Source organism: Catonella morbi ATCC 51271, assembly GCF_000160035.2.
In the GTDB taxonomy this organism is placed as follows: domain Bacteria; phylum Bacillota; class Clostridia; order Lachnospirales; family Lachnospiraceae; genus Catonella; species Catonella morbi.
The window spans coordinates 19608-39193 of sequence record NZ_KI535366.1; the positions used below are offsets into that span (position 1 = coordinate 19608).

Consider the following 19586-nt stretch of genomic DNA (forward strand, 5'->3'; position numbering starts at 1 on the left):
TAAACTTAAGGAGGGAAATGAGATGGCAAAGTATAAAATTGTACATTATATAAACCAGTTCTTTGCCGGCATCGGCGGTGAAGACAAAGCTGACTTTCAGCCGGAAGTAAGAGAAGAGGTTATCGGACCTGGTGTGGCTCTTAAAGCTGAACTTGGTGATGACTATGAGATAGTTGCAACAGTAATCTGCGGTGATAACTATTTCGGAGAAAATCTTGATACAGCAACTGATACAATAGTTGAAATGGTTAAGAAATACAATCCTGATGTATTTGTAGCAGGACCATCATTTAACGCAGGACGTTACGGTGTTGCCTGCGGTACTATCTGTAAGGCAGTTGAAGAAAGACTCGGCTGCAAGGTTATTACAGCTTCTTATGAAGAAAATCCCGGTGTTGATATGTTCCGTAAGGACATTATCACAGTTAAGACAGGTAACTCTGCTGCTACTATGAAGAAGTCTGTAGGTAATATTGCTACTCTTATCAAGAAACTTGCTACAGGAGAAGAGATTTTAGGACCTGCTGAAGAAGGTTATCATGAGAGAGGTATTCGAGTTAACTACTTTGCAGATGAAAGAGGTTCTGCAAGAGCTATAAAGATGCTTGTTAAGAAGATGAAGGGCGAGGAGTTTACTACAGATCTTCCTATGCCTAAGTTTGACAGAGTAGATCCTGCTGCACCTGTTGCAGATATTAAGAAGGCTAAGATTGCTATTGTTACTTCAGGTGGTATTGTCCCACAGGGTAACCCTGATCATATCGAGTCATCAAACGCTACTAAGTTTGGTGCATATTCAATCGAAGGAATGAAAACACTTTCACCAAAGGATTTCACAACTATCCATGGTGGATATGACAGACAGTTCGTTATGGAGAATCCTAACCTTGTAGTACCTCTTGATGTACTCAGAGAGTTAGAAGCAGCCGGAGAATTCGGCGAGCTTTACAATACTTTCTTTACCACAACCGGTACCGGTACAGCTACAGGTTCTGCTGCAAAGATGGGAACTGAAATTGGTAAGATTCTTGTTGATGACCATGTAGATGCTGTAATTCTTGTCAGCACGTGAGGCACCTGTACACGTTGCGGTGCAACGATGGTTAAAGCTATCGAAAGATATGGTATCCCTGTAGTACATATGGCTACTGTAGTTCCTATTTCACTTACAATAGGTGCTAACAGAATCATTCCTGGTGTTGGTATTCCTTATCCTCTTGGAGATCCTACACAGGGAGAGGCTGATTCTAAGAAGATTCGTGAAAAAATGGTTAGAAGAGCTCTTAAAACATTACAGACTCCTGTTTCAGAGCAGACTGTATTTGAGACTGATAACTTCTAATTAAAGCAACAATAACTGCCCGTATCTTTATATGTATAAAGCTTATAGTGAGGATCCGGGCAGTATTTTTAATCAAATCCGATTATCCGTATTTTGGCCTGCAGACAGTTTCAGTCCCAGCTGTGATAGTTTGAGGAGTGGATGGGGTTTGATGGTACTATGTATCAAAATGAAGATATGTAAATAATAATATAGTGGGGTAATATATATGGGACAGGATAATGCAGTAAGTTGGAAAAGAGTTATAATTCTTGCCGGTGCTATTATAGCATTTACCATAGGTTCAGGTTTTGCAACCGGACAGGAGATTATTCAGTACTATACAGCGTATGGTGTTAAAGGACTTTTGGCTTTGCTTGTGTTTTTTGTAGCCTTCCTTTATTACAATTTTAACTTTGCAAAAGCCGGTGCTGAAGAAAAGTTTGAAAAGTCGAATGATATTTATAAGTATTACTGCGGAAAATATGTAGGTACTTTCTGTGATTACTATTCAACAATATTCTGTTATATGTCATTCTGGGTAATGGTAGGCGGTGCAGCTTCAACTCTTAATCAGGAATATGATCTTCCTCTTTGGGTTGGCGCAGTAGTTTTGGTTGTTACTGCAACCGTTACAGTTTTAGGTGGACTTAACTCACTTGTAGATGCTATCGGTATAGTTGGTCCTATTATAGTTGTACTTTGTATAGCTATCGGTATTATAACTGTTATCAGAGATGGCGGTCAGATTCAGGCAGGTCTGGATGTTATTGCAAACAGTACCTATGAAGGAGCAAAAGAAGGTGAGACCATTAAAAATGCAGGTGCTACCTGGCTTGCTTCAGGTCTTTCATATGCAGGTTTCGTTCTTCTTTGGTTCGCAAGCTTTACAGCTGCTCTCGGTTCAAAGAATACAAAGAAAAACTTAAACTATGGTATCATTGGTGGTACTCTTGCGATTTGTATAGCAATCATCCTTGTTTCTTTTGCACAGATTGCAAATATCAATACACCTAGTGCAGATGGCAGCGTTTTTGTATGGAATGCAGCTATTCCAAACCTCATTCTTGCTATGAAAATTTGGAAACCATTTTCATCAATATTTGCGATAGTGGTATTTGCAGGTATTTATACAACAGCAGTACCTCTTCTTTACAATCCTGCTTCAAGATTTGCTAAAGAGGGTACAAGCCAGTTTAAGATACTTACCGTAGTACTTGCGGTAGTTGGTTTGGTAGTAGGACTTTTCCTTCCGTTTAAGATTCTTGTAAATTATATTTACGTATTAAATGGTTATGTAGGAGCAGTACTTATTATATTCATGGTATGGAAGAATATCAAAGATACCTTCCTTAAGAAAAAGAATGCCTAATTGAAACCAAAAGAAAGCCTTGTCATTTATCGTGACAGGGCTTTCTTTATTGTGCTGTTTTAGTTAAATCAAATCAAACAAGAGCTTGTATTTATTTATAATCTCTTTGAGCTCTGTTTTATTCAATGATTCTTCAATCTTCGTTACTCCACGTGCTTTTAAGTCTAAGGCTATGGTCTGATCAAGCATAATCTTACCCTTTACTATCTTTGTGCTTGTTAAAGTATGATAGGTTGGATAGTTCCGTTCTGTTGTTGAGATTGGAGCAACTATAGTTAAACCACCAAACTTGGCCACTAAATCATGACTGAGAGCAATGGCAGGCCGCCTGTGCTTTTGTTCATGCCCGATACTGGGATTAAAATCCACATAGAAAATATCGCCTTGTGAAACTACCATTGCAATTCTTCTCCTTTTGATTCTCCCCAGTCAGCTTCCTGATGACGTACTCCGTCATCTTCCCAACCTGCAAACAAGTCTTGAATACTGTCAGGTTTTTGACTTTCGGGTGTCAAAACAATCGACCTGTCTTTGACAGAAACAGAAAACTTCTGATTAACATCAATGTCTAATAACTTTAAAATACTTGTCGGTATTCTGGTTGCTTTTGAGTTACCCCATTGTGAGAGGGTGGTATATTCTTGCATAACATTTTCCATAAATTCACCTCCATATAAAAAGGATATACCATGTATATCCTTTGTGTCAAGTGTCAAAACTATAGATTCAAATTATCCCTTAGATTTTCCCTGTTCCACAGTGTAATCAAAGCTTCCTTTGAGGCATCTATAACCTCGGGTGAGAATCTGGAGGTTGTTATTATCATACCCTGTGTACAGGCTCTTTGCTTCATTTCAACCCTGAAATTATCAAAAGCTTCTATATCTATAAGTTCATCAGTGCATATTACAAGTATGGCACCCCTCTCTGTGAAGGCTTCTCCGTTTCTGGTACCTTCCCTCACACAGACATAATGACTTCCGGGAAATTCCGACTCGTAAGGTTCTAAGGCAAAGCCGCGACTTGTATATAGAGATATTATTTTTGAGGTAAGCTCTTCTTCTGAAATAGCCTCTATCTTTTCCAGCTTATTCTGAGCAGTTGCTTCTGTCCCATATTTTTTTCCGAGTATTTTAGTTAAAATAGGAGCAAGTATGAGAAGGAGAACGCAGATTCCTATATTAAAAGGAGATAGCTCTCCAAACCTGATTCCGATTAAAACAAGTAGGATGGCTGCAAAAAGAAAAAAAGCAAGTTCAAATTTAATAGTGGGTTTGTTGTTATTCATTTTATGTTCCTCTTATAATCATTAATATTCAATTATTCACGTCATGGGTTACAGGCCTCTTGTTACGCATAGTACAGTAGGATAACTGCTTTCGGTCTTGACCGCGGCTGGATGTTTTGCGAATAATTTGGATTAACTTATAGTATATCATTCCACATCATATAATACACTAAAATTGAACAGATTAACAGTAAATAATAAAAAATCTCTGAGAAATAGCACTGTGACGGATACGTAGATATAGCTTTTTACCTTTTATTAGAAGTGATAAAAAGTATTAGGATTAAATATTATAATTGTTCATATAGATATTTCTATTTATAAGTGATATAGTATAATCATAGCGATTTATAAATGCCTGCTTATGAAAGGAAGGAAGATTATGAAGGAATACACTCCTGTTAAAGAAGGAAAGATAAGAGAAGTTTATGATATAGGTGACAGCCTGATTATGGTTGCTACTGACAGAATATCAGCATTTGACCACATATTAAAGAATAAGATATCAGATAAGGGTGCCATTCTTACTCAGATGTCAAAATTCTGGTTTGATTTTACAAAGGATATTCTTCCTAACCATATGTTAAGTGTAGATGTAAATGATATGCCTGAGTTTTTTAGAAAGCCTGAGTTTACGGGAAACAGTATGAAGGTGAAGAAGCTTCGTATGCTTCCTCTTGAATGTATTGTCCGTGGCTACATTACGGGAAGCGGCTGGGCAAGCTACAAAGAAAACGGTACAGTTTGCGGTATTAAGCTTCCGGAGGGACTCAGTGAATCCGAAAAACTGCCTGAGCCTATATATACTCCGAGTACAAAGGCGGAGATAGGGCTTCATGATGAAAATATTTCTTATGAGCAGAGTATAGAAGTGCTTGAAAAGGAATTTCCGGGTAAGGGAGAAGAGTATGCCCTAAAGCTTAAAGAAGCTACCATAGCTCTGTATAAAAAATGTGCTGATTATGCTCTTTCTAAGGGAATTATAATAGCAGATACCAAGTTCGAGTTCGGTCTTGATGAAAATGACAATATTGTAATAGGAGATGAGATGCTTACACCTGACAGCTCCAGATTCTGGCCGCTTGAAGGCTTTAAGGTAGGAGCAGGACAGCCTTCTTATGATAAGCAGTTTGTAAGAGACTGGCTCAAGGCTAACCCGGACAGCGATTATCTGCTTCCTGATGAGGTAATAGAAAAAACCATAGAGAAATATAAGGAAGCGTTTAAGTTACTCACAGGAGAAGATTTCAGAAAATAAATAAGATACCGTATATAATATGAAGGGACTGACGTTATCTCAGTCCCTTCATTTATAAAATATGCCAAATTATTCTCGAAACATGTTGTGAAATATCGCAATCAAGCCAAAGACTACAATTACGATATTTTACGGATGTTTGTTAATAACATCACATAGTTGCAGACCTAAAATCATTTATTTAGAGGGTAACCTTACAAAACTTTTTCTTACCCTTTCTTACAATAAGACCTTCGCCTTGTAACTCTTCAGGCTTAAAAGTAGCTGCAAAGTCAGTTACCTTCTCATCATTTACAACTACACCTCCTTGTTCAACAGCACGTCTGCCCTCTGAGCGGGTAGCCACAAGCCTCGACTTGTGAAGCAGGGTAATTATATCAAAGACTCCGTCTCTGGCATCTTCCATACTTATAGTGAAAGAAGGCATATTTTCAAGACTTCCTCCGCCTGCAAACAAAGCCTTGGCGGCAGACTGAGCCTTATTTGCTTCCTCTTCGCCATGTACCAGCTTGGTAAGCTCGAAAGCGAGTATCTCCTTTGCTTCATTGAGCTTAGCACCTTCCCAGGCTTCCATTGCAAGTATTTCTTCTATAGGAAGGAAGGTAAGAAGCTTGAGGCATTTGATTACATCACCGTCATCCACATTTCTCCAGTACTGGTAGAAGTCATAAGGTGTGGTCTTTTCAGGATCAAGCCATACAGCGCCGTTTGCGGTCTTGCCCATCTTCTTGCCCTCTGAATTGAGCAGAAGAGTAATAGTCATAGCATGAGCATCTTTTCCCAGCTTTCTTCTTATAAGCTCGGTACCTGCGAGCATATTACTCCACTGGTCATCACCGCCAAATTCCATATTACAGCCGTATTTCTGATATAACATATAGAAGTCAAAGCCCTGCATAAGCATATAGTTAAACTCTAAGAAGCTGAGCCCCTTCTCCATACGCTGTTTGTAGCACTCTGCGGCAAGCATCCTGTTTACGGAGAAATGCGGACCTATATCTCTTAAAAATTCAATATAGTTAAGGTCAAGAAGCCAGTCGGCATTATTTACCATAATAGCCTTGCCTTCACCAAAATCTATGAATCTTTCCATCTGCTTTTTGAAGCATTTACAGTTATGCTCTATAGTTTCCTTTGTCATCATAGTACGCATATCGGTTCTTCCGGAAGGGTCACCTATCATACCGGTACCGCCGCCCATAAGAGCTATCGGTTTGTTGCCGGCCATCTGAAGCCTTTTCATAAGGCAGAGTGCCATAAAATGTCCTACATGAAGGCTGTCGGCGGTAGGATCAAAGCCTATATAAAATACAGCCTTGCCCTCATTTACCATCTTGCTGATTTCTTCTTCGTTAGTTACCTGGGCAATCAGCCCCCTTGCTTTAAGTTCCTCATAAACAGTCATACTTTTCCTCCTTGTATATTTCAAATAAATGAGCGGTACCATAGTGTGATCCCACGGCGAGATTATTATTTAACCCAAATTATTCGCGAAACACCTTGTGAAATATTCTAATCAAGCCACAAAACACCAATTATGACATTTTACGGATGTTTAGTAATATCCTCTATAGCCACAGACCGAAAATATTTATCAAACAGTAATATGTAGGATAAGAGGTCTGCGGGCTATGGGGTGAATAATTGGGGGTTAATACGGAATTTCGAAGAAATTTCCTATTAAATAAAAAAGCCCCCGTCCTTCAAAGGACGAGAGCGTTAAGCTTCGTGTTACCACCTTAATTCACAGATTATATCTGCCTCAACCGGGTACAAAACTTCTATACCCTGACCCTTTAACGGAAGTCTGCCGTCACAGCCTAATTGCTTAACGCTTTCAGTGTGAAACTCCGAGATGTATTCATTAAGACTCTTTCTTTCGCCTCTCACCGACCGGCTAATCTCTGTAAGTGAACATCTTAACTACTTCTTCTCATCATAGTTTGTAATGAAAATTAAAACATAACTTCACGTTTTTGTCAAGAAAAAATAATTATGCTTATAATTTATTAAGATAAGCTAAAGATTATTAAGATTTTGCCGATATTAATAATGTAAAAAATAATTATAATTATAAAATTTTTATAAAATCGTAATAGAACCGTTAAAATGTAACTATTTTGTAACTATTTAGTGATATAAATACAGTTTAAAGAGGATTATTTTTGTTTATTATACTTCTTTTTTTAACTTAATAATGCAGGTATAAGTTTAGCCGTATATTAATCAGTATAATGAAGAGAGGTTTACAGTGTTTTGATTATAAACATTTTCGTATAGACTGCTATGTCTACGTAAGTTATCAAGATAAATTATGAACGTGACATGGAAGTTTCTTTCAACTTATTAACAGATATATATAATTTAATGATTATTATGGCTATTTTACCTTTATAAATAAAAACAACACACAGCTTTTTTCATTGGGATTGAAACTCCCTTTTGATATATCAATTAGTCTTGGATATGCGGTATATGATAACGAACCGGACGGTTCTTCATCTGTTTTTATTAAGAGATCGGATGAAAGAATGTATACGGAGAAGGGGCTTCATCACGAGAATCCGCCTTACGGGTTAATAATAATACTATATAAAAATAGGAGACATTATGGCGTTTCGCAGAGAAAAAAAGAGAATTGGTGACATATTACTGGAAGAACAGATTATTACCCAAGAACAGCTTGAAGAAGCCTTAGCCACCGCAAAAGATGAAAAAAAGAAAATAGGAGAAGCGGTAGTCGAATTGGGCTATGCTACGGAACAATCCATAGCTGAGGCACTTTCTTCCCAGCTCGGCTTTGAATATGTGAATCTTACATCGGTTACGATTCCTGAAAATGTACTGAGTCTGATTGGTGAAAATGTGCTTAGAAGGCATGTGATGATTCCGTACGCTTTCAATCCTAATAATATGAATCAGGTTTTGGTAGCTATGGCGGATCCTATGGATATGACGGCCATAGATGATTTTAATATAGTTACCAATTTGCAGGTAGTTCCTGCGGTTGCTACCTCTAATGATATCTTTTTAGCTCTTGACAGATATTACGGTAATACAGAGACTATGAAGGCTGCTCAGGAATACGCAAAGGAAAGAGAAGGAATAGCTGCCAAGCTTCAGGAGGGCGATGCAACTTCCCAGGATGTGCAGAATTCTCCGGTAGTACAGCTCGTAAACTCTATGGTAGAACAGGCCGCAAGACAGAGAACCAGTGATATTCATATAGAAGCAAAAGAAGATTCGGTACGTGTACGTTTCCGTATAGACGGTTCGTTGTATGAAAAATTTACATACTCAATTCATCTGCTTCCTGCGATTATGGCACGTCTCAAGATTATAAGCGGAATGGACATAGCTGAGAAAAGAAAACCGCAGGACGGAAGATTTTCCATATTGGTAGATAAGGTGGAATTTGATATCCGAGTATCTGTGCTTCCTACGGTTTACGGAGAAAAATGCGTAATGCGTCTTGCGAAGAAAAAAGCGCTTACCAGAGACAAGAGCGAGCTGGGCTTTTCTCCGTCAGAGTTAAAAGACTTTGATGATATCCTCAGAAACCCTAACGGAATACTTTTGGTTACCGGACCTACGGGAAGCGGTAAATCTACTACCTTGTATACCGCACTTTCGGAGCTGAACAAAATAGATGTAAATATAGTAACTGTTGAAGACCCTGTAGAGGCAAACATAGACGGAATAAATCAGGTACAGGTAAACGTAAAAGCGGATCTTACCTTTGCCAATGCGCTGCGTTCAATACTGCGACAGGATCCGGATATTATAATGATAGGTGAGATTCGAGACGGAGAAACAGCGTCTATAGCGGTTCAGGCGTCAATTACAGGTCACCTTGTGGTTAGTACGCTTCATACCAATTCTGCTGCGGGAAGTATAAACCGTCTTGTAAATATGGGAGTTGAAGGCTATCTGTTGGCAGACTCTTTAGTGGGAATCATTGCACAGCGACTTGTAAGAAGGCTTTGCCCGTATTGCAAACGGCCTCATGTACTGACTGAATTTGAGAAAAAAATGATGAAGATCAGACCTGATGCGAATTTGGAAATATTTGAGCCGGTTGGCTGTGATCATTGCGACAGAACAGGATATTCAGGACGTATAGGTATATATGAAATAATGAAAATCACACCGCTTCTTAAGGAGTTGATTTCAAGAAATGCTACCGTAAGTGAGCTAAAAGAGGCCGCGATGGGTGAAGGAATGCACACATTAAGACAAAGTGCGACTTTGCTTGTGCTGGAGGGAATAACATCCTATTCAGAGATGGTTAAGACAACTTTTGAAAACTAAATATTTATTCCGAATTATCAATATTAGTTGTAATATGTTCGACCTGCTAAAATATATTTGAGAAAATTTGTAATTTATCTATAATATTATATAAAAAAATGACGATATAATTAATATAATGAAATGTAACCGCCTTGTAACTGTTTAATGATATAATTATCGAATACTACACGAATACGAGAGGGAATAAATGACAATAGAAGAAATTTTACTAGTTTCACAGGAAAAGAAGGCTTCGGATATTCATTTGGCTCCGGGAAGCCCGCTTATGTTCAGAATTAATGGAGAATTAATTCCTCAGTCGGAAGAATTACTTACTCCTGAAGAGATTTGGGAAGCGGTTTCGGCTGTTATGATACCTGAAGAAATAGAAGAACTTAAGAGAGTGGGAGAATTGGACTTTGCCTTTTCATTACCGGGTATGTCCAGAATCCGTGCCAATGTGTTCAGACAAAGAGGTACGTATGGTGTGGCTTTGCGTATACTCAGTTTCGAGACACCTACGCCTGAAAAACTCGGAGTACCGCGTTCCGTGGTAAACCTTACCAATAAAAAGCGTGGACTGGTACTTGTTACGGGAGCTACCGGAAGCGGTAAGTCTACTACACTTGCCAGCCTTATAGGAGTAATTTCCGAAAGGGATGCCAAAAACATAATAACTTTGGAAGATCCTATAGAGTATTTACATCCTCATAAGAAGTCCATAGTCAGCCAGAGAGAAGTCGGTTCGGATACCGCTTCTTATGCAAATGCACTTAGGGCGGCACTCAGAGAGGATCCGGATGTTATTCTGGTCGGAGAGATGAGAGATTTGGAGACCATAGCCATAGCTATAACAGCTGCGGAAACAGGACATTTGGTATTCTCCACCCTGCATACCAATTCATCTGCAGACTCTATAGACCGTATGATAGACGTATTTCCTCCGCATCAGCAACAGCAGATAAGAGTACAGCTCTCGGGAGTTTTGGAAGGGATACTGGCTCAGCAGCTTCTTCCGAAGGCTGACGGAAGGGGAAGAGTTGCGGCTTTTGAGGTTATGATAGCAACCTACGCTGTAAGAAACCTTATCAGAGAGGGAAAAGCCTATCAGATACCATCCATACTTCAGACAGGAAAGAAAGACGGAATGCAGACTATGGATGATGCGATATTTGAATTATATCTTAAAAGAGAAATAGACGGAGATACCGCGCTAAGATATTCCTTTGACTTAGACAGAATGAAAGGAAGAGTCGGAGGATTCTAGGAGGGAGAAAATTGGCAGATTATACATACCTTGCGATAGACAGTAAAGGTAAGGAAAAAAAAGGAAGCGTTCAGGCTGAAAACATCAAAGAAGCGGCTATTATGGTAAAGAATAATGACTATACCATAATCAAGCTTGAAGAAGCCAATGTTTTAACAAAAGATATACAGCTGAGTGTCGGAAGTTCAATAAAGACCAGAGACTTGAGTGTGTTTTGCAGACAGCTGGTAAGTATGATTAATGCGGGTGTAACTGTAATAGATGCACTTGATATGCTTTCAGTGTCAACCGAGAATAAAGTTATGGCTAAGACCATAACAAATGTAAGGGCGAATATCCAAAAGGGTGAAACTCTTTCGGAGGCGATGTCAAGACATACCAAGGTCTTCCCGAGTATCATGATATCTATGGTGGCTGCGGGAGAGGCTTCGGGTAAGCTGGAGGTAGCCTTCTCCCGTATGGCCGAAAGATTTGAGAAAAAGGCAAAACTTGATGCTATGTTAAAGAAAGCTTCGGTTTATCCTACCATAGTTATTGTGGTATCTATTATTGTAATCATAGTCATGCTGGTACAGATTATACCTACTTATAAGTCTATGTTTGATCAGTTGGGAGCTGAACTTCCTATACAAACTGTACTGGCGGTAAAACTAAGTGATTTTATTATAGCTAAATGGTACCTTATTATAGCAGTCTTAATAGCCTTTATTGTTTTTATTGCAGTATATAAGAAGACAATATCGGGACAGATTTTCTTTGGTACTATTGCAAGGAAGTTGCCGGTATTTGGCATAATAAACATTAAAAATGCAGCTTCGAGTTTTGCAAGAACTCTTTCAACCCTTGTATATGCAGGTCTTCCTATGGTGGAGGCGCTTGAGATTACAGCCAATACCATGGACAATTACGTATATAAGCAATGTCTTAAGATAGTTAAAGACGAGGTTGTAAAGGGTGTGCCCATGTCGGAGCCTATACAAAACAGCAAGCTCTTCCCTCCTATGGTCGGCTATATGACTAAGATAGGTGAAGAGACCGGAGATGTGGAAGGTATGTTAAGCAGGCTTGCAGACTACTATGATGAAGAGGTGGAGATGGCTACCCAGACATTGATGGCTGCCTTAGAGCCTTTTATTATGATGGTGCTTGCCGGTATAGTTATAATGCTTATCTCGGTAATTATGGGACCTATGATATCTATGTACGGTGCACTGGACAATTTATAGCATTGAACTTGCGAAGATAAATTATGAATAATTTATAAAATATGAATATTTGCGAAAACTTTGCAAAAAAAGAAAATAATCTTCAAATAATGTTTGACATTACGGGAAATATGTGTTATTATGAAGATGTAAAGGTGGAAGTTTAAAAACATTGAATTAGAAACACTTTATAGGGAGTGTTTTTAAGATAAACCAATAATATTTCAAATTAAAAGGAGAATGAAAGATGAAGAAGAAAATGAACAACAAGGGCTTTTCTCTTGTAGAGCTTATCGTAGTTATTGCTATTATGGCAGTCCTTATCGGACTTCTTGCACCACAGTTCATTAAATATGTAAACAGATCCAGATATGGAACAGACGTTAAGAACGGTCAGGAAATTGCAACAGTAGTTCAGACACTTATAGCAGATAGAGTATTAAGTGGTGCTGCTGTTACTGTTGGTAGTGCTGAGGAATTTAAGGATGGAGTGAAAGCGTTTAATTTAGCTAAAAACCAGAAACTTGTTGGTTCAGAAGCACCAAAGAGTAAAGTAGATTCCAGTAAAGGATTTTTTATTGCATACGATCCTGCTAATGGTCACGTAGAGGTATATGCACAGAGTGCTGAAGCTAAAAATATGGTATATCCTGAACTTGGAGCTGATTATAAGGGCAAAGCTGAAAACTAATTATTATATTTAACTATTGAAAGGAACTTTATGAGTTACGAACTGCTAACTATAGCTATGTATACTGTTATCTTCCTCTTCGGTATAACCATAGGTAGCTTCTTGAATGTCTGCATCTATCGTATACCGAGAGGAGAGACGGTGGTGACCACACCTTCACATTGTATGACTTGCGGTCATAAGCTTAGCTGGTTCGAGCTTGTTCCTTTATTCTCCTACATCTTCCTTAGAGGAAGATGTAGGAAGTGTAAAAGCCGAATATCACCTCAATACCCTATAGTTGAGGGGATTAATGGCTTTCTGTACTTACTTGTGTTTTTTATAAACGGATTCACTGTAGAATCTGTAATATTTTCTTTATTTACATCTGCACTCTTAGTGCTTACAGTTATTGATTGGAGAACTTATGAAATTCCGATCAGTATTAATATTTTTATTCTAGTACTTGGATGCCTAAGGGTGGTCTTGGATTTTAATCATTTACGGGGCTACCTTATAGGCTTTTTTGCGGTAAGCAGTGTACTCTTTCTTATTTATATCCTTACTAAGGGCAGGGCTATAGGAGGAGGAGATATCAAGCTGATGGCTGTGGCAGGACTTCTGCTTGGTTGGCAGCTTGTTGTGCTGGGATTTTTTATAGGTTGTATACTGGCTTCGGTTATACACATTATTCGTATGAAGGTTTCGGGAGCGGACAGGGTGCTTGCTATGGGACCTTATCTTTCGGCAGGGCTGTTTATAGCTATGCTTTGGGGAAATAATTTTATAAACTGGTATTTAAATAGTTTTAATTGATAAATAAATATTAATTTGGAGAAAAACATGGCGAACAGAGTACTTAGTATTGAAATTGGGCAAAGCCTTATAAGGGTTCTTGAAGTGTCCGGTAAAGGCAAGGAAACGAGGATACATGATTCGTTTTCATTTTCAACACCGGAGAATATGTTTGAAAAAAATGACTCTAAAGAGTTTGCAAATATATTGAAGGATGAACTTAAGAAGAGGAAAATAGCTACAAAGAAGGTTATCTTTGTTATTAATTCAAGTCGTATGGCTACCAGAGAGGTTACCATACCTGCTGTTAAAGAAAATAGGATAGATGACCTTATAACTGCCAACGCGTCGGAATATTTTCCTGTTGATCTGTCCCAGTATGTACTCGTACATGAGATTATAGAGAGATTCACGGAAGAAGGCAGCAAGAAACTTAGATTAAATGTGCTTGCAATACCTAATGATATAATAAACTTTTACGGACAGTTGGCTAAAGATTCCGGACTTACCTTGGAAGGTATGGGCTACACAGGTACAGCTTCCAAACAGCTGTTACTCGGTGACGGAAATAACGGAGTAAGGGCTTTATTAAAGATAGACGGACGTTCTTCTTTAGTAACTATTATGGATGGTAATAAGGTTGAACTTCAGAGACATATTGGCTACGGTGTAGCGGAAGCTGTTACCGCTGTTTGTGAAAATGGCTGGTACGGTCATCTTAATTTCATAGAAGGCTTGGAGATACTTCGTAAACACAATCTTTTATTTGACGTAGCAAGAGATGAGAACGGGGATGGTGTTTATGAAGAACATGAAATCAGTACTTCAAATGTGAAAGACAGACTTAAAGAAGACGTTACGGAAAGTCTGAAAATGGTTTCGGGAAGTATAGCGAGAATCTTAGATTACTATCAGTCCAGAAACCAGGAGAACAGGATCAGAAAAGTAAGTGTTATAGGTCTCGGTGCCGATATAGAAGGATTTACAGAGTTCCTTGGTGCGGAATTCGGTATAAACACAGAAAAGTTACCTATAATCAGAGGAGTAAGCCTTGATAAAAATCCGGGTGATGCGGAATATCATATAGCAACATATTATTCCTGTCTCGGGGTAACACTTAAGGGCGGTGAGCTTCCTTCTCTTAGCAAGAAGAAAAATGAATTATCCCTTAAGAGAGAAGGCAAAGAAGTTAGAATGAGCAGCGGTTCATTAGCTTTACCCGCTATACTGTCTGCATTGCTTATTGTGGGAGCCGGAGCTTGGTTTGCTATTGCATTCTTTGCTTATAATGAGGCTAAAGAAGAGAATTTGTCGATTAATAACAGGATAAATGAACTTTCTTATATAGAGAATGTTATAACAGATAATGAGACTGCAAAGGCGGAGTATGACTGGATTGCCGCTGCTATGAAGCTTACAACGTCCAATAATAACGGACTGAAAGCTTTAATAGAACAGCTTGAGAGAAAGATGCCTTCAGATATAAGGGTTTTATCGCTGAATGCTAACAATGAAGTGATTTCACTTAATGTTACGGTCAGCAGCAAAGATTCTGCGGCAGATATGATAAAACGCATCAGAGAATTTGATAATGTGGCAATAAGTAATATTTCAACTATATCTGAAACAAAGGAAAAGGATGAAAGAACTGAAGTAAACTTCACAGTTGACCTTGCTTATGTTGATGTTGAGCAAAATAATGAAGCTGTGGCTGAGGAAACTTCTAAGGAATCAAAGTCGGATGAAAAAGAATCTACTGAGAAAAAGGGGGAAAATAAGTAATGTCAATATCAGATAGAGACAAAAAGATATTATTAGTATTTCTGGGCATACTTGTATTTGGCCTTGTGTATTTTTTCCCTATAAGAGGATATATGGATGATACAGAAAAGTTAAAGGCTGAAAACATCTCATTAAATCCAAAGCTTACAGACCTTCAGGAAAAGGCTGCCAGGGAAACAGAAATCAAAAATGAAACAGCGGATTTAAGATCCAAAACTACCAAGGCAATAGCGAAATTTCCGTCTTTACTGCGTACTGAAAATGAGATTATGGCTATAGTAAAGTTTGAAAAGGAATTAAAGATAGAGGTTCCTTCTATTACGGTAACCGCTCCGGTAGAGGTTCAAACAGCGGTTTCGGCTGATTCTGTGCCTGAGGCTGCACCGTCGGAAAACAGTGAAACGGCTTCTGTGGAAGCTACTGGCGATACGGCTGTGGCAACAGCGGCGGGGATAGCTTCCAAGTACACCCTCTATGATATGTCTACCAATATTGACTACAAGGGTGGCTACAAAAGTATGAAGAAGTTTTTGAAAAAAATAGCTAAGTCATCAGATAAAAAGAGCATTAATACAGTATCGTTGAGTTTTGATGAAAAGACCGGAAATCTTGACGGAAATATAGTCTACGATTCATATTTTCTGTTAGGAAGTGACAGACCTTATGAAGAGATTATAACAAAGACAATTAAACATGGTAAAAAGAACATATTCGGAACTGTAGATGCTTCCGCCAATGATGGTAAGAAGAAGAAAAAAAGAAAGAAATAGTAGTCCGAATAATGTATAGTATAGGCTAAGAGCAGAGTTATCAGAGTAGGTGATTTGACTATAATAATCGCAGACTCTGATTCGTATATCTAAATATTAAGAGAGGAAGTGAACAATGCAAAAAAAGAAAAATCAGACCGGACACAGTCCTAACAAAGGCTTTTCACTTATAGAAATTATAGTTGCAATTGCTATACTGGCAGTCATTGTTCTTCCGCTTTTACACGCTTTTGTAACATCGTCGAGGTTGAATGCAAAAGCAAGGAATAAACTTATGGCAATAGAAACTGCCAAAAATATAATGGAGCAGATTAAGGGATATAATTTAGCGGAAATAGCCAAAGGCGCCAATCCGGCTAACCCTTCGGAGTTGAGATTCGGCAATTCGGGCTTTGCTGAACTTGAATATAATGCTTCTGAAAGCAAGTATGTAGTGGCTTCTAATGATAGTATAAGATTGAACCCTGCTACGGGAAAGTATGATTTTTATCCGAAAAGTGAAAATAAATATTATTATTTTTTAAAAGATATAAATCCCGGTGGTTTTAAGGCAAATGCGCTGATTACAGTATCAAAACCGGGGATATCGGCTGATGCAATCAATCAGATAGTACCGATAAACGTAAATAAAGATATTGTAGTGGACGCTACTGTTGATGTAGCAAATATAGTAAGTAAAATCAAAAGTGATTCTGCATATCCGGACGGGATAAGAAATAAGGTAACTGAGAGCAGTATATACAGGGAAATTGAAATTACTGTTGAAGACAACGGAATCAATACGGTTGTTAAGACTGAATTTAAATATTTCGCTGCCGGTGTTTCTGAACAGTTCAAGATTATACGTGATTTAAAGACTGAGTTTAGCGATTCTCCGAAGGAAGATCTTAGGAGTATATATTTTTTCATCGCACCTTGGAACAGTTCGGGAAGAGATGAAAAGGTGGTAATACATAATAATTCGAATAAGAAATTTAACCTTTATCTGGTAAAGCAGGGCTCCGGTTTAACTCCGGGTAAGAGGATATCGGTTGAATTGAGAGACGGAGATTTTGATATAACACTTAAGAGTCCGGTTAAGATATATACGAATATCCCTGATTCACAGGTAAAATATACATACTATCGTAACGGATTACTTCTCTCTGCAAGCAGTATGGATATTAAAAAAGACCTTGTGGAAAGTAAGTCTGCTGATGAAGTAAACAGCTTAGAGAGACTGTATGATATTGAAGTTAAAGTATTCGAGGCTAATGTTACTGAGGATAATATTGTGAGTGCAGAACCACTTGTAACGCTGACAGGAGGTATATCAAATTGATTAAGAAAAGTGATAACAGAGGATCTACCATACTTATGGTAGTTTTAGTGCTCGTAGGCGTTGGAATAATGGCGGCTATTGCGCTGTGGGTGTCTTTGCGTAATGTGCAGATGAAAGCTACTGATGAAGATATAAAGGAAAGCTTTTATTCTGCGGAAGGAGTTCTTGAACAGGTAAAGGCAGGAGTTCAGGAAAAGGCAGAGTTGGCCTATAAGGATGCTTTAGTCAAGGATCTTGAGAGTTTTTCAAAGCATAACAATGTAAAAACGACAAAGGTATTTGCCGGAACTGATGCTGATGAAAAGAAGAAGGATGCCAGGATTAATGAGTTTAGAAAGAATTTCAAAGATTCTTTTAAAACAAAGGTTAGTGCAACTGCATCAGATGATTATAATATAAGTAAAATTGATAATCTGGTTAATAAAAGCCTTACCGACAGTCCTTCTTATCCTTATGCTCTTGTAACGGCAATGAAGGCCGGCTATAACGGAGATAACGGATTAATTAAAGATGACGGAGATAAGCTGGTACTGCAGGGCATCAGAGTCAGATATGTAAGCAGTGAGGAACAGGTATCTGAGATATTGACAGATATAACGGTTAATATACCAAAGCCTGATGCGGTTGCTTCTTCTTCAGGTCCTGATGTCTTTGAATATGCTATAATAGGAGATTCAGGTGTAGAGGTAAGTACCGGAAATCTTAAGGTAACAGGCAATGTATATGCAGGAAATAAGGCTTCTGCCGATAAAACAGCTTTTCTTTTGGCTCCTAATGTAAATGTAGAACTTAATGATAAGACTTTTATTTCCAACGGCAAAATATTGGTTGGAAATAATTCAAGTCTTAAAGTAGGTTCCAGAGAGAGACTTTGGACAGAGAATATTCTGTTAAACGGAGGAAGTACAGAACTTGAAGGTGTATCCTATGTAGCTGATGATTTAACCTTGACAGGTGATGGTTCCAAAGCCAGAATTTCAGGTATCTACAGAGGCTATGGAAGCGCTAAGGATGTGGCAGGCAATTCTTCTGCAATTGTAGTAAACGGTAAGGATAGTGAACTTGATATGACCGGTGCCAAGGAAATTATATTAGCTGGCTATTCTTATATAGGCACAAGTAATCCAAAGCTTCGTGCAACGAAAACTGCTGACGGTTCCACTGAGGCTGCAAGTAACACTGATATCAAGATGGGCGAGTCAATCGCAGTAAAGGGTAATCAGATAGCCTATCTTATGCCGGGTGAGTGGATAGGAACCAACAGCAAATCTGAATCCAAATTTAATCGCAATCCGCTTACTTATGTTGAATACAAGAAATTATTAGAAGATAAAGATGCTTCCGGGAATAAGATTTATACACTTGTAAATACAAAGGTTAAATCCAAGAAGACGGGAAAGAGCTTGGAGGATTACGGAGTAAATGCGGGTAATTTGGAATCAAATTATTCCAAGACCTTTGTACAGCCTATTACAGGTATATCAAGTGAAGGTTTGGTATATTTTTATATTAACTTTCCGCAGGAGCAGGCTGCAGAGTATTTTAAGGATTATTTCAAGGCAGATAAAACTAAGGAAGAAGAGCTTGATAGGCATACAAAGTTTTATGCCAGGTCAATAAAGAGTGCTTCTGAAAGTAATGTAAGAACTGCCGGTAATTACAGCATAGTTAACCCGGGATTAGCGGTAAAACAGGGTAAGAGCGGAACAGGTGATAAGTCGGCGGAATACTCCAATGAGTTTAAAGCTCTTCGTACAGGTCTTTCTTCGGAAGTTGAAGCCGGTCAGGTAGAAAATGAAGTATTTAATAATATTATGGATGTTTCGCAACTGAATAATTATTTGTCAGCAAACAACCTTAGGGAAGTATCGGTTAAAGGATTTAAGGCTGTAATCACCAGAGGAGATTATACCTATGACAGTTCTTCGGGTGATGTAAGGCTTATAGTAGCTTTGGGAAATGTAACAGTTAAGAACCGCTTTACAGGAAGTATAATAGCTGCCGGCAAGATTACTGTAGAGTCAGCGGGAGAAATCAGCACAGACAGCAGCGGTATAATCAGACAGCTCCTCAGAGAGCCTCTTACTTCCGGCGGAAATGACTATCTTTATAAGATTTTTAAGAAGGGAGATGCTCTTGCCTCTGCAAGCAGCACAGAAAATGTAAATCTTTTGTTTGCAGATGGAAGTGTTGATGTAGGCAAGCTCATATCCTTCAGTAACTGGAAGAAGAAATAGTTAAAGG

The 19586-nt window shown here is 38.4% G+C and carries 16 protein-coding genes and 1 other annotated feature; of the genes, 12 read left to right on the forward strand and 4 right to left on the reverse strand.

The features are described 5' to 3' along the window. Positions 1-22: 22 nt before the first annotated feature. Complete coding sequence (grdF, locus tag GCWU000282_RS00130) at positions 23-1342, forward strand: sarcosine reductase complex component B subunit beta (protein WP_084295309.1); 1320 nt, start codon at positions 23-25, stop codon at positions 1340-1342. Positions 1343-1550: 208 nt separating this feature from the next. Continuing rightward, the gene (locus GCWU000282_RS00140; protein ID WP_023352934.1) at positions 1551-2693 is read left to right on the forward strand and encodes a YkvI family membrane protein; all 1143 of its coding nucleotides are present in this window, start codon (positions 1551-1553) and stop codon (positions 2691-2693) included. Between the two features lie 63 nt (positions 2694-2756). Here the strand turns inward: GCWU000282_RS00140 and GCWU000282_RS00145 are convergent, their stop codons facing one another. The 3 genes from GCWU000282_RS00145 to GCWU000282_RS00155 are packed head-to-tail and all read right to left on the reverse strand — an operon-like array spanning position 2757 to position 3981. After that, positions 2757-3092, reverse strand: a complete 336-nt coding sequence (locus GCWU000282_RS00145) for a type II toxin-antitoxin system PemK/MazF family toxin (protein ID WP_023352935.1) — start codon at positions 3090-3092, stop codon at positions 2757-2759. Continuing rightward, positions 3086-3352 carry an AbrB/MazE/SpoVT family DNA-binding domain-containing protein gene (locus GCWU000282_RS00150; protein WP_035038840.1) on the reverse strand — a complete coding sequence of 89 codons (267 nt, stop codon included), beginning with the start codon at positions 3350-3352 and terminating at the stop codon, positions 3086-3088. Before GCWU000282_RS00150 ends, GCWU000282_RS00145 begins: the two co-directional genes overlap by 7 nt. Before the next feature lie 59 nt (positions 3353-3411). After that, entirely contained in the window at positions 3412-3981 is a 570-nt protein-coding gene (locus GCWU000282_RS00155; RefSeq protein ID WP_023352937.1) for a restriction endonuclease, read from the reverse strand. 382 nt (positions 3982-4363) lie between these two features. On the opposite strand from GCWU000282_RS00155, the gene GCWU000282_RS00160 reads away from it, so the two are divergent. After that, on the forward strand, positions 4364-5239 hold the full coding sequence (locus GCWU000282_RS00160) for a phosphoribosylaminoimidazolesuccinocarboxamide synthase (RefSeq protein WP_084295310.1): 876 nt from the start codon (positions 4364-4366) through the stop codon (positions 5237-5239). 181 nt (positions 5240-5420) lie between these two features. On the opposite strand, the gene tyrS is transcribed toward GCWU000282_RS00160, so the two are convergent. Continuing rightward, positions 5421-6644, reverse strand: a complete 1224-nt coding sequence (gene tyrS / locus GCWU000282_RS00165) for a tyrosine--tRNA ligase (RefSeq protein ID WP_035038843.1) — start codon at positions 6642-6644, stop codon at positions 5421-5423. A 298-nt stretch (positions 6645-6942) separates the two neighbouring features. After that, positions 6943-7188: a binding site (T-box leader), on the reverse strand. A 661-nt stretch (positions 7189-7849) separates the two neighbouring features. Between tyrS and GCWU000282_RS00170 the strand changes: the two genes are divergently transcribed. From GCWU000282_RS00170 to GCWU000282_RS00210, 9 genes are all read left to right on the forward strand, one after another. Next, the gene (locus GCWU000282_RS00170; RefSeq protein WP_023352941.1) at positions 7850-9550 is read left to right on the forward strand and encodes a GspE/PulE family protein; all 1701 of its coding nucleotides are present in this window, start codon (positions 7850-7852) and stop codon (positions 9548-9550) included. Positions 9551-9740: 190 nt separating this feature from the next. Further along, positions 9741-10799 (forward strand): type IV pilus twitching motility protein PilT, encoded by a 1059-nt coding sequence (locus GCWU000282_RS00175; protein WP_023352942.1) that lies wholly within the window; start codon positions 9741-9743, stop codon positions 10797-10799. 11 nt (positions 10800-10810) lie between these two features. Beyond that, on the forward strand, positions 10811-12025 hold the full coding sequence (locus GCWU000282_RS00180; protein WP_023352943.1) for a type II secretion system F family protein: 1215 nt from the start codon (positions 10811-10813) through the stop codon (positions 12023-12025). Between the two features lie 226 nt (positions 12026-12251). Beyond that, on the forward strand, positions 12252-12695 hold the full coding sequence (locus tag GCWU000282_RS15640) for a type II secretion system protein (RefSeq protein ID WP_023352944.1): 444 nt from the start codon (positions 12252-12254) through the stop codon (positions 12693-12695). 30 nt (positions 12696-12725) lie between these two features. Beyond that, on the forward strand, positions 12726-13490 hold the full coding sequence (locus GCWU000282_RS00190; protein WP_035038846.1) for a prepilin peptidase: 765 nt from the start codon (positions 12726-12728) through the stop codon (positions 13488-13490). A gap of 27 nt (positions 13491-13517) precedes the next feature. Then, the gene (locus GCWU000282_RS00195) at positions 13518-15251 is read left to right on the forward strand and encodes a type IV pilus biogenesis protein PilM (RefSeq protein ID WP_023352946.1); all 1734 of its coding nucleotides are present in this window, start codon (positions 13518-13520) and stop codon (positions 15249-15251) included. Beyond that, positions 15251-16021, forward strand: coding sequence for a hypothetical protein (locus GCWU000282_RS00200; protein WP_023352947.1), 771 nt, complete (start codon positions 15251-15253; stop codon positions 16019-16021). Before GCWU000282_RS00195 ends, GCWU000282_RS00200 begins: the two co-directional genes overlap by 1 nt. 115 nt (positions 16022-16136) lie before the next feature. After that, the gene (locus tag GCWU000282_RS00205; protein ID WP_023352948.1) at positions 16137-17342 is read left to right on the forward strand and encodes a type IV pilus modification PilV family protein; all 1206 of its coding nucleotides are present in this window, start codon (positions 16137-16139) and stop codon (positions 17340-17342) included. After that, the gene (locus GCWU000282_RS00210; RefSeq protein WP_023352949.1) at positions 17339-19579 is read left to right on the forward strand and encodes a hypothetical protein; all 2241 of its coding nucleotides are present in this window, start codon (positions 17339-17341) and stop codon (positions 19577-19579) included. The genes GCWU000282_RS00205 and GCWU000282_RS00210 overlap by 4 nt, the downstream gene beginning before the upstream one ends. The last annotated feature ends 7 nt before the right edge of the window (positions 19580-19586 follow it).

Coding starts and splice junctions, on each gene's coding strand:
- GCWU000282_RS00140 (WP_023352934.1), top strand. CDS start 1,551: ATGGGACAGGATAATGCAGTAAGTTGGAAAAGAGTTATAATTCTTGCC.
- GCWU000282_RS00145 (WP_023352935.1), bottom strand. CDS start 3,092: ATGGTAGTTTCACAAGGCGATATTTTCTATGTGGATTTTAATCCCAGT.
- GCWU000282_RS00150 (WP_035038840.1), bottom strand. CDS start 3,352: ATGGAAAATGTTATGCAAGAATATACCACCCTCTCACAATGGGGTAAC.
- GCWU000282_RS00155 (WP_023352937.1), bottom strand. CDS start 3,981: ATGAATAACAACAAACCCACTATTAAATTTGAACTTGCTTTTTTTCTT.
- GCWU000282_RS00160 (WP_084295310.1), top strand. CDS start 4,364: ATGAAGGAATACACTCCTGTTAAAGAAGGAAAGATAAGAGAAGTTTAT.
- tyrS (WP_035038843.1), bottom strand. CDS start 6,644: ATGACTGTTTATGAGGAACTTAAAGCAAGGGGGCTGATTGCCCAGGTA.
- GCWU000282_RS00170 (WP_023352941.1), top strand. CDS start 7,850: ATGGCGTTTCGCAGAGAAAAAAAGAGAATTGGTGACATATTACTGGAA.
- GCWU000282_RS00175 (WP_023352942.1), top strand. CDS start 9,741: ATGACAATAGAAGAAATTTTACTAGTTTCACAGGAAAAGAAGGCTTCG.
- GCWU000282_RS15640 (WP_023352944.1), top strand. CDS start 12,252: ATGAAGAAGAAAATGAACAACAAGGGCTTTTCTCTTGTAGAGCTTATC.
- GCWU000282_RS00190 (WP_035038846.1), top strand. CDS start 12,726: ATGAGTTACGAACTGCTAACTATAGCTATGTATACTGTTATCTTCCTC.
- GCWU000282_RS00195 (WP_023352946.1), top strand. CDS start 13,518: ATGGCGAACAGAGTACTTAGTATTGAAATTGGGCAAAGCCTTATAAGG.
- GCWU000282_RS00200 (WP_023352947.1), top strand. CDS start 15,251: ATGTCAATATCAGATAGAGACAAAAAGATATTATTAGTATTTCTGGGC.
- GCWU000282_RS00205 (WP_023352948.1), top strand. CDS start 16,137: ATGCAAAAAAAGAAAAATCAGACCGGACACAGTCCTAACAAAGGCTTT.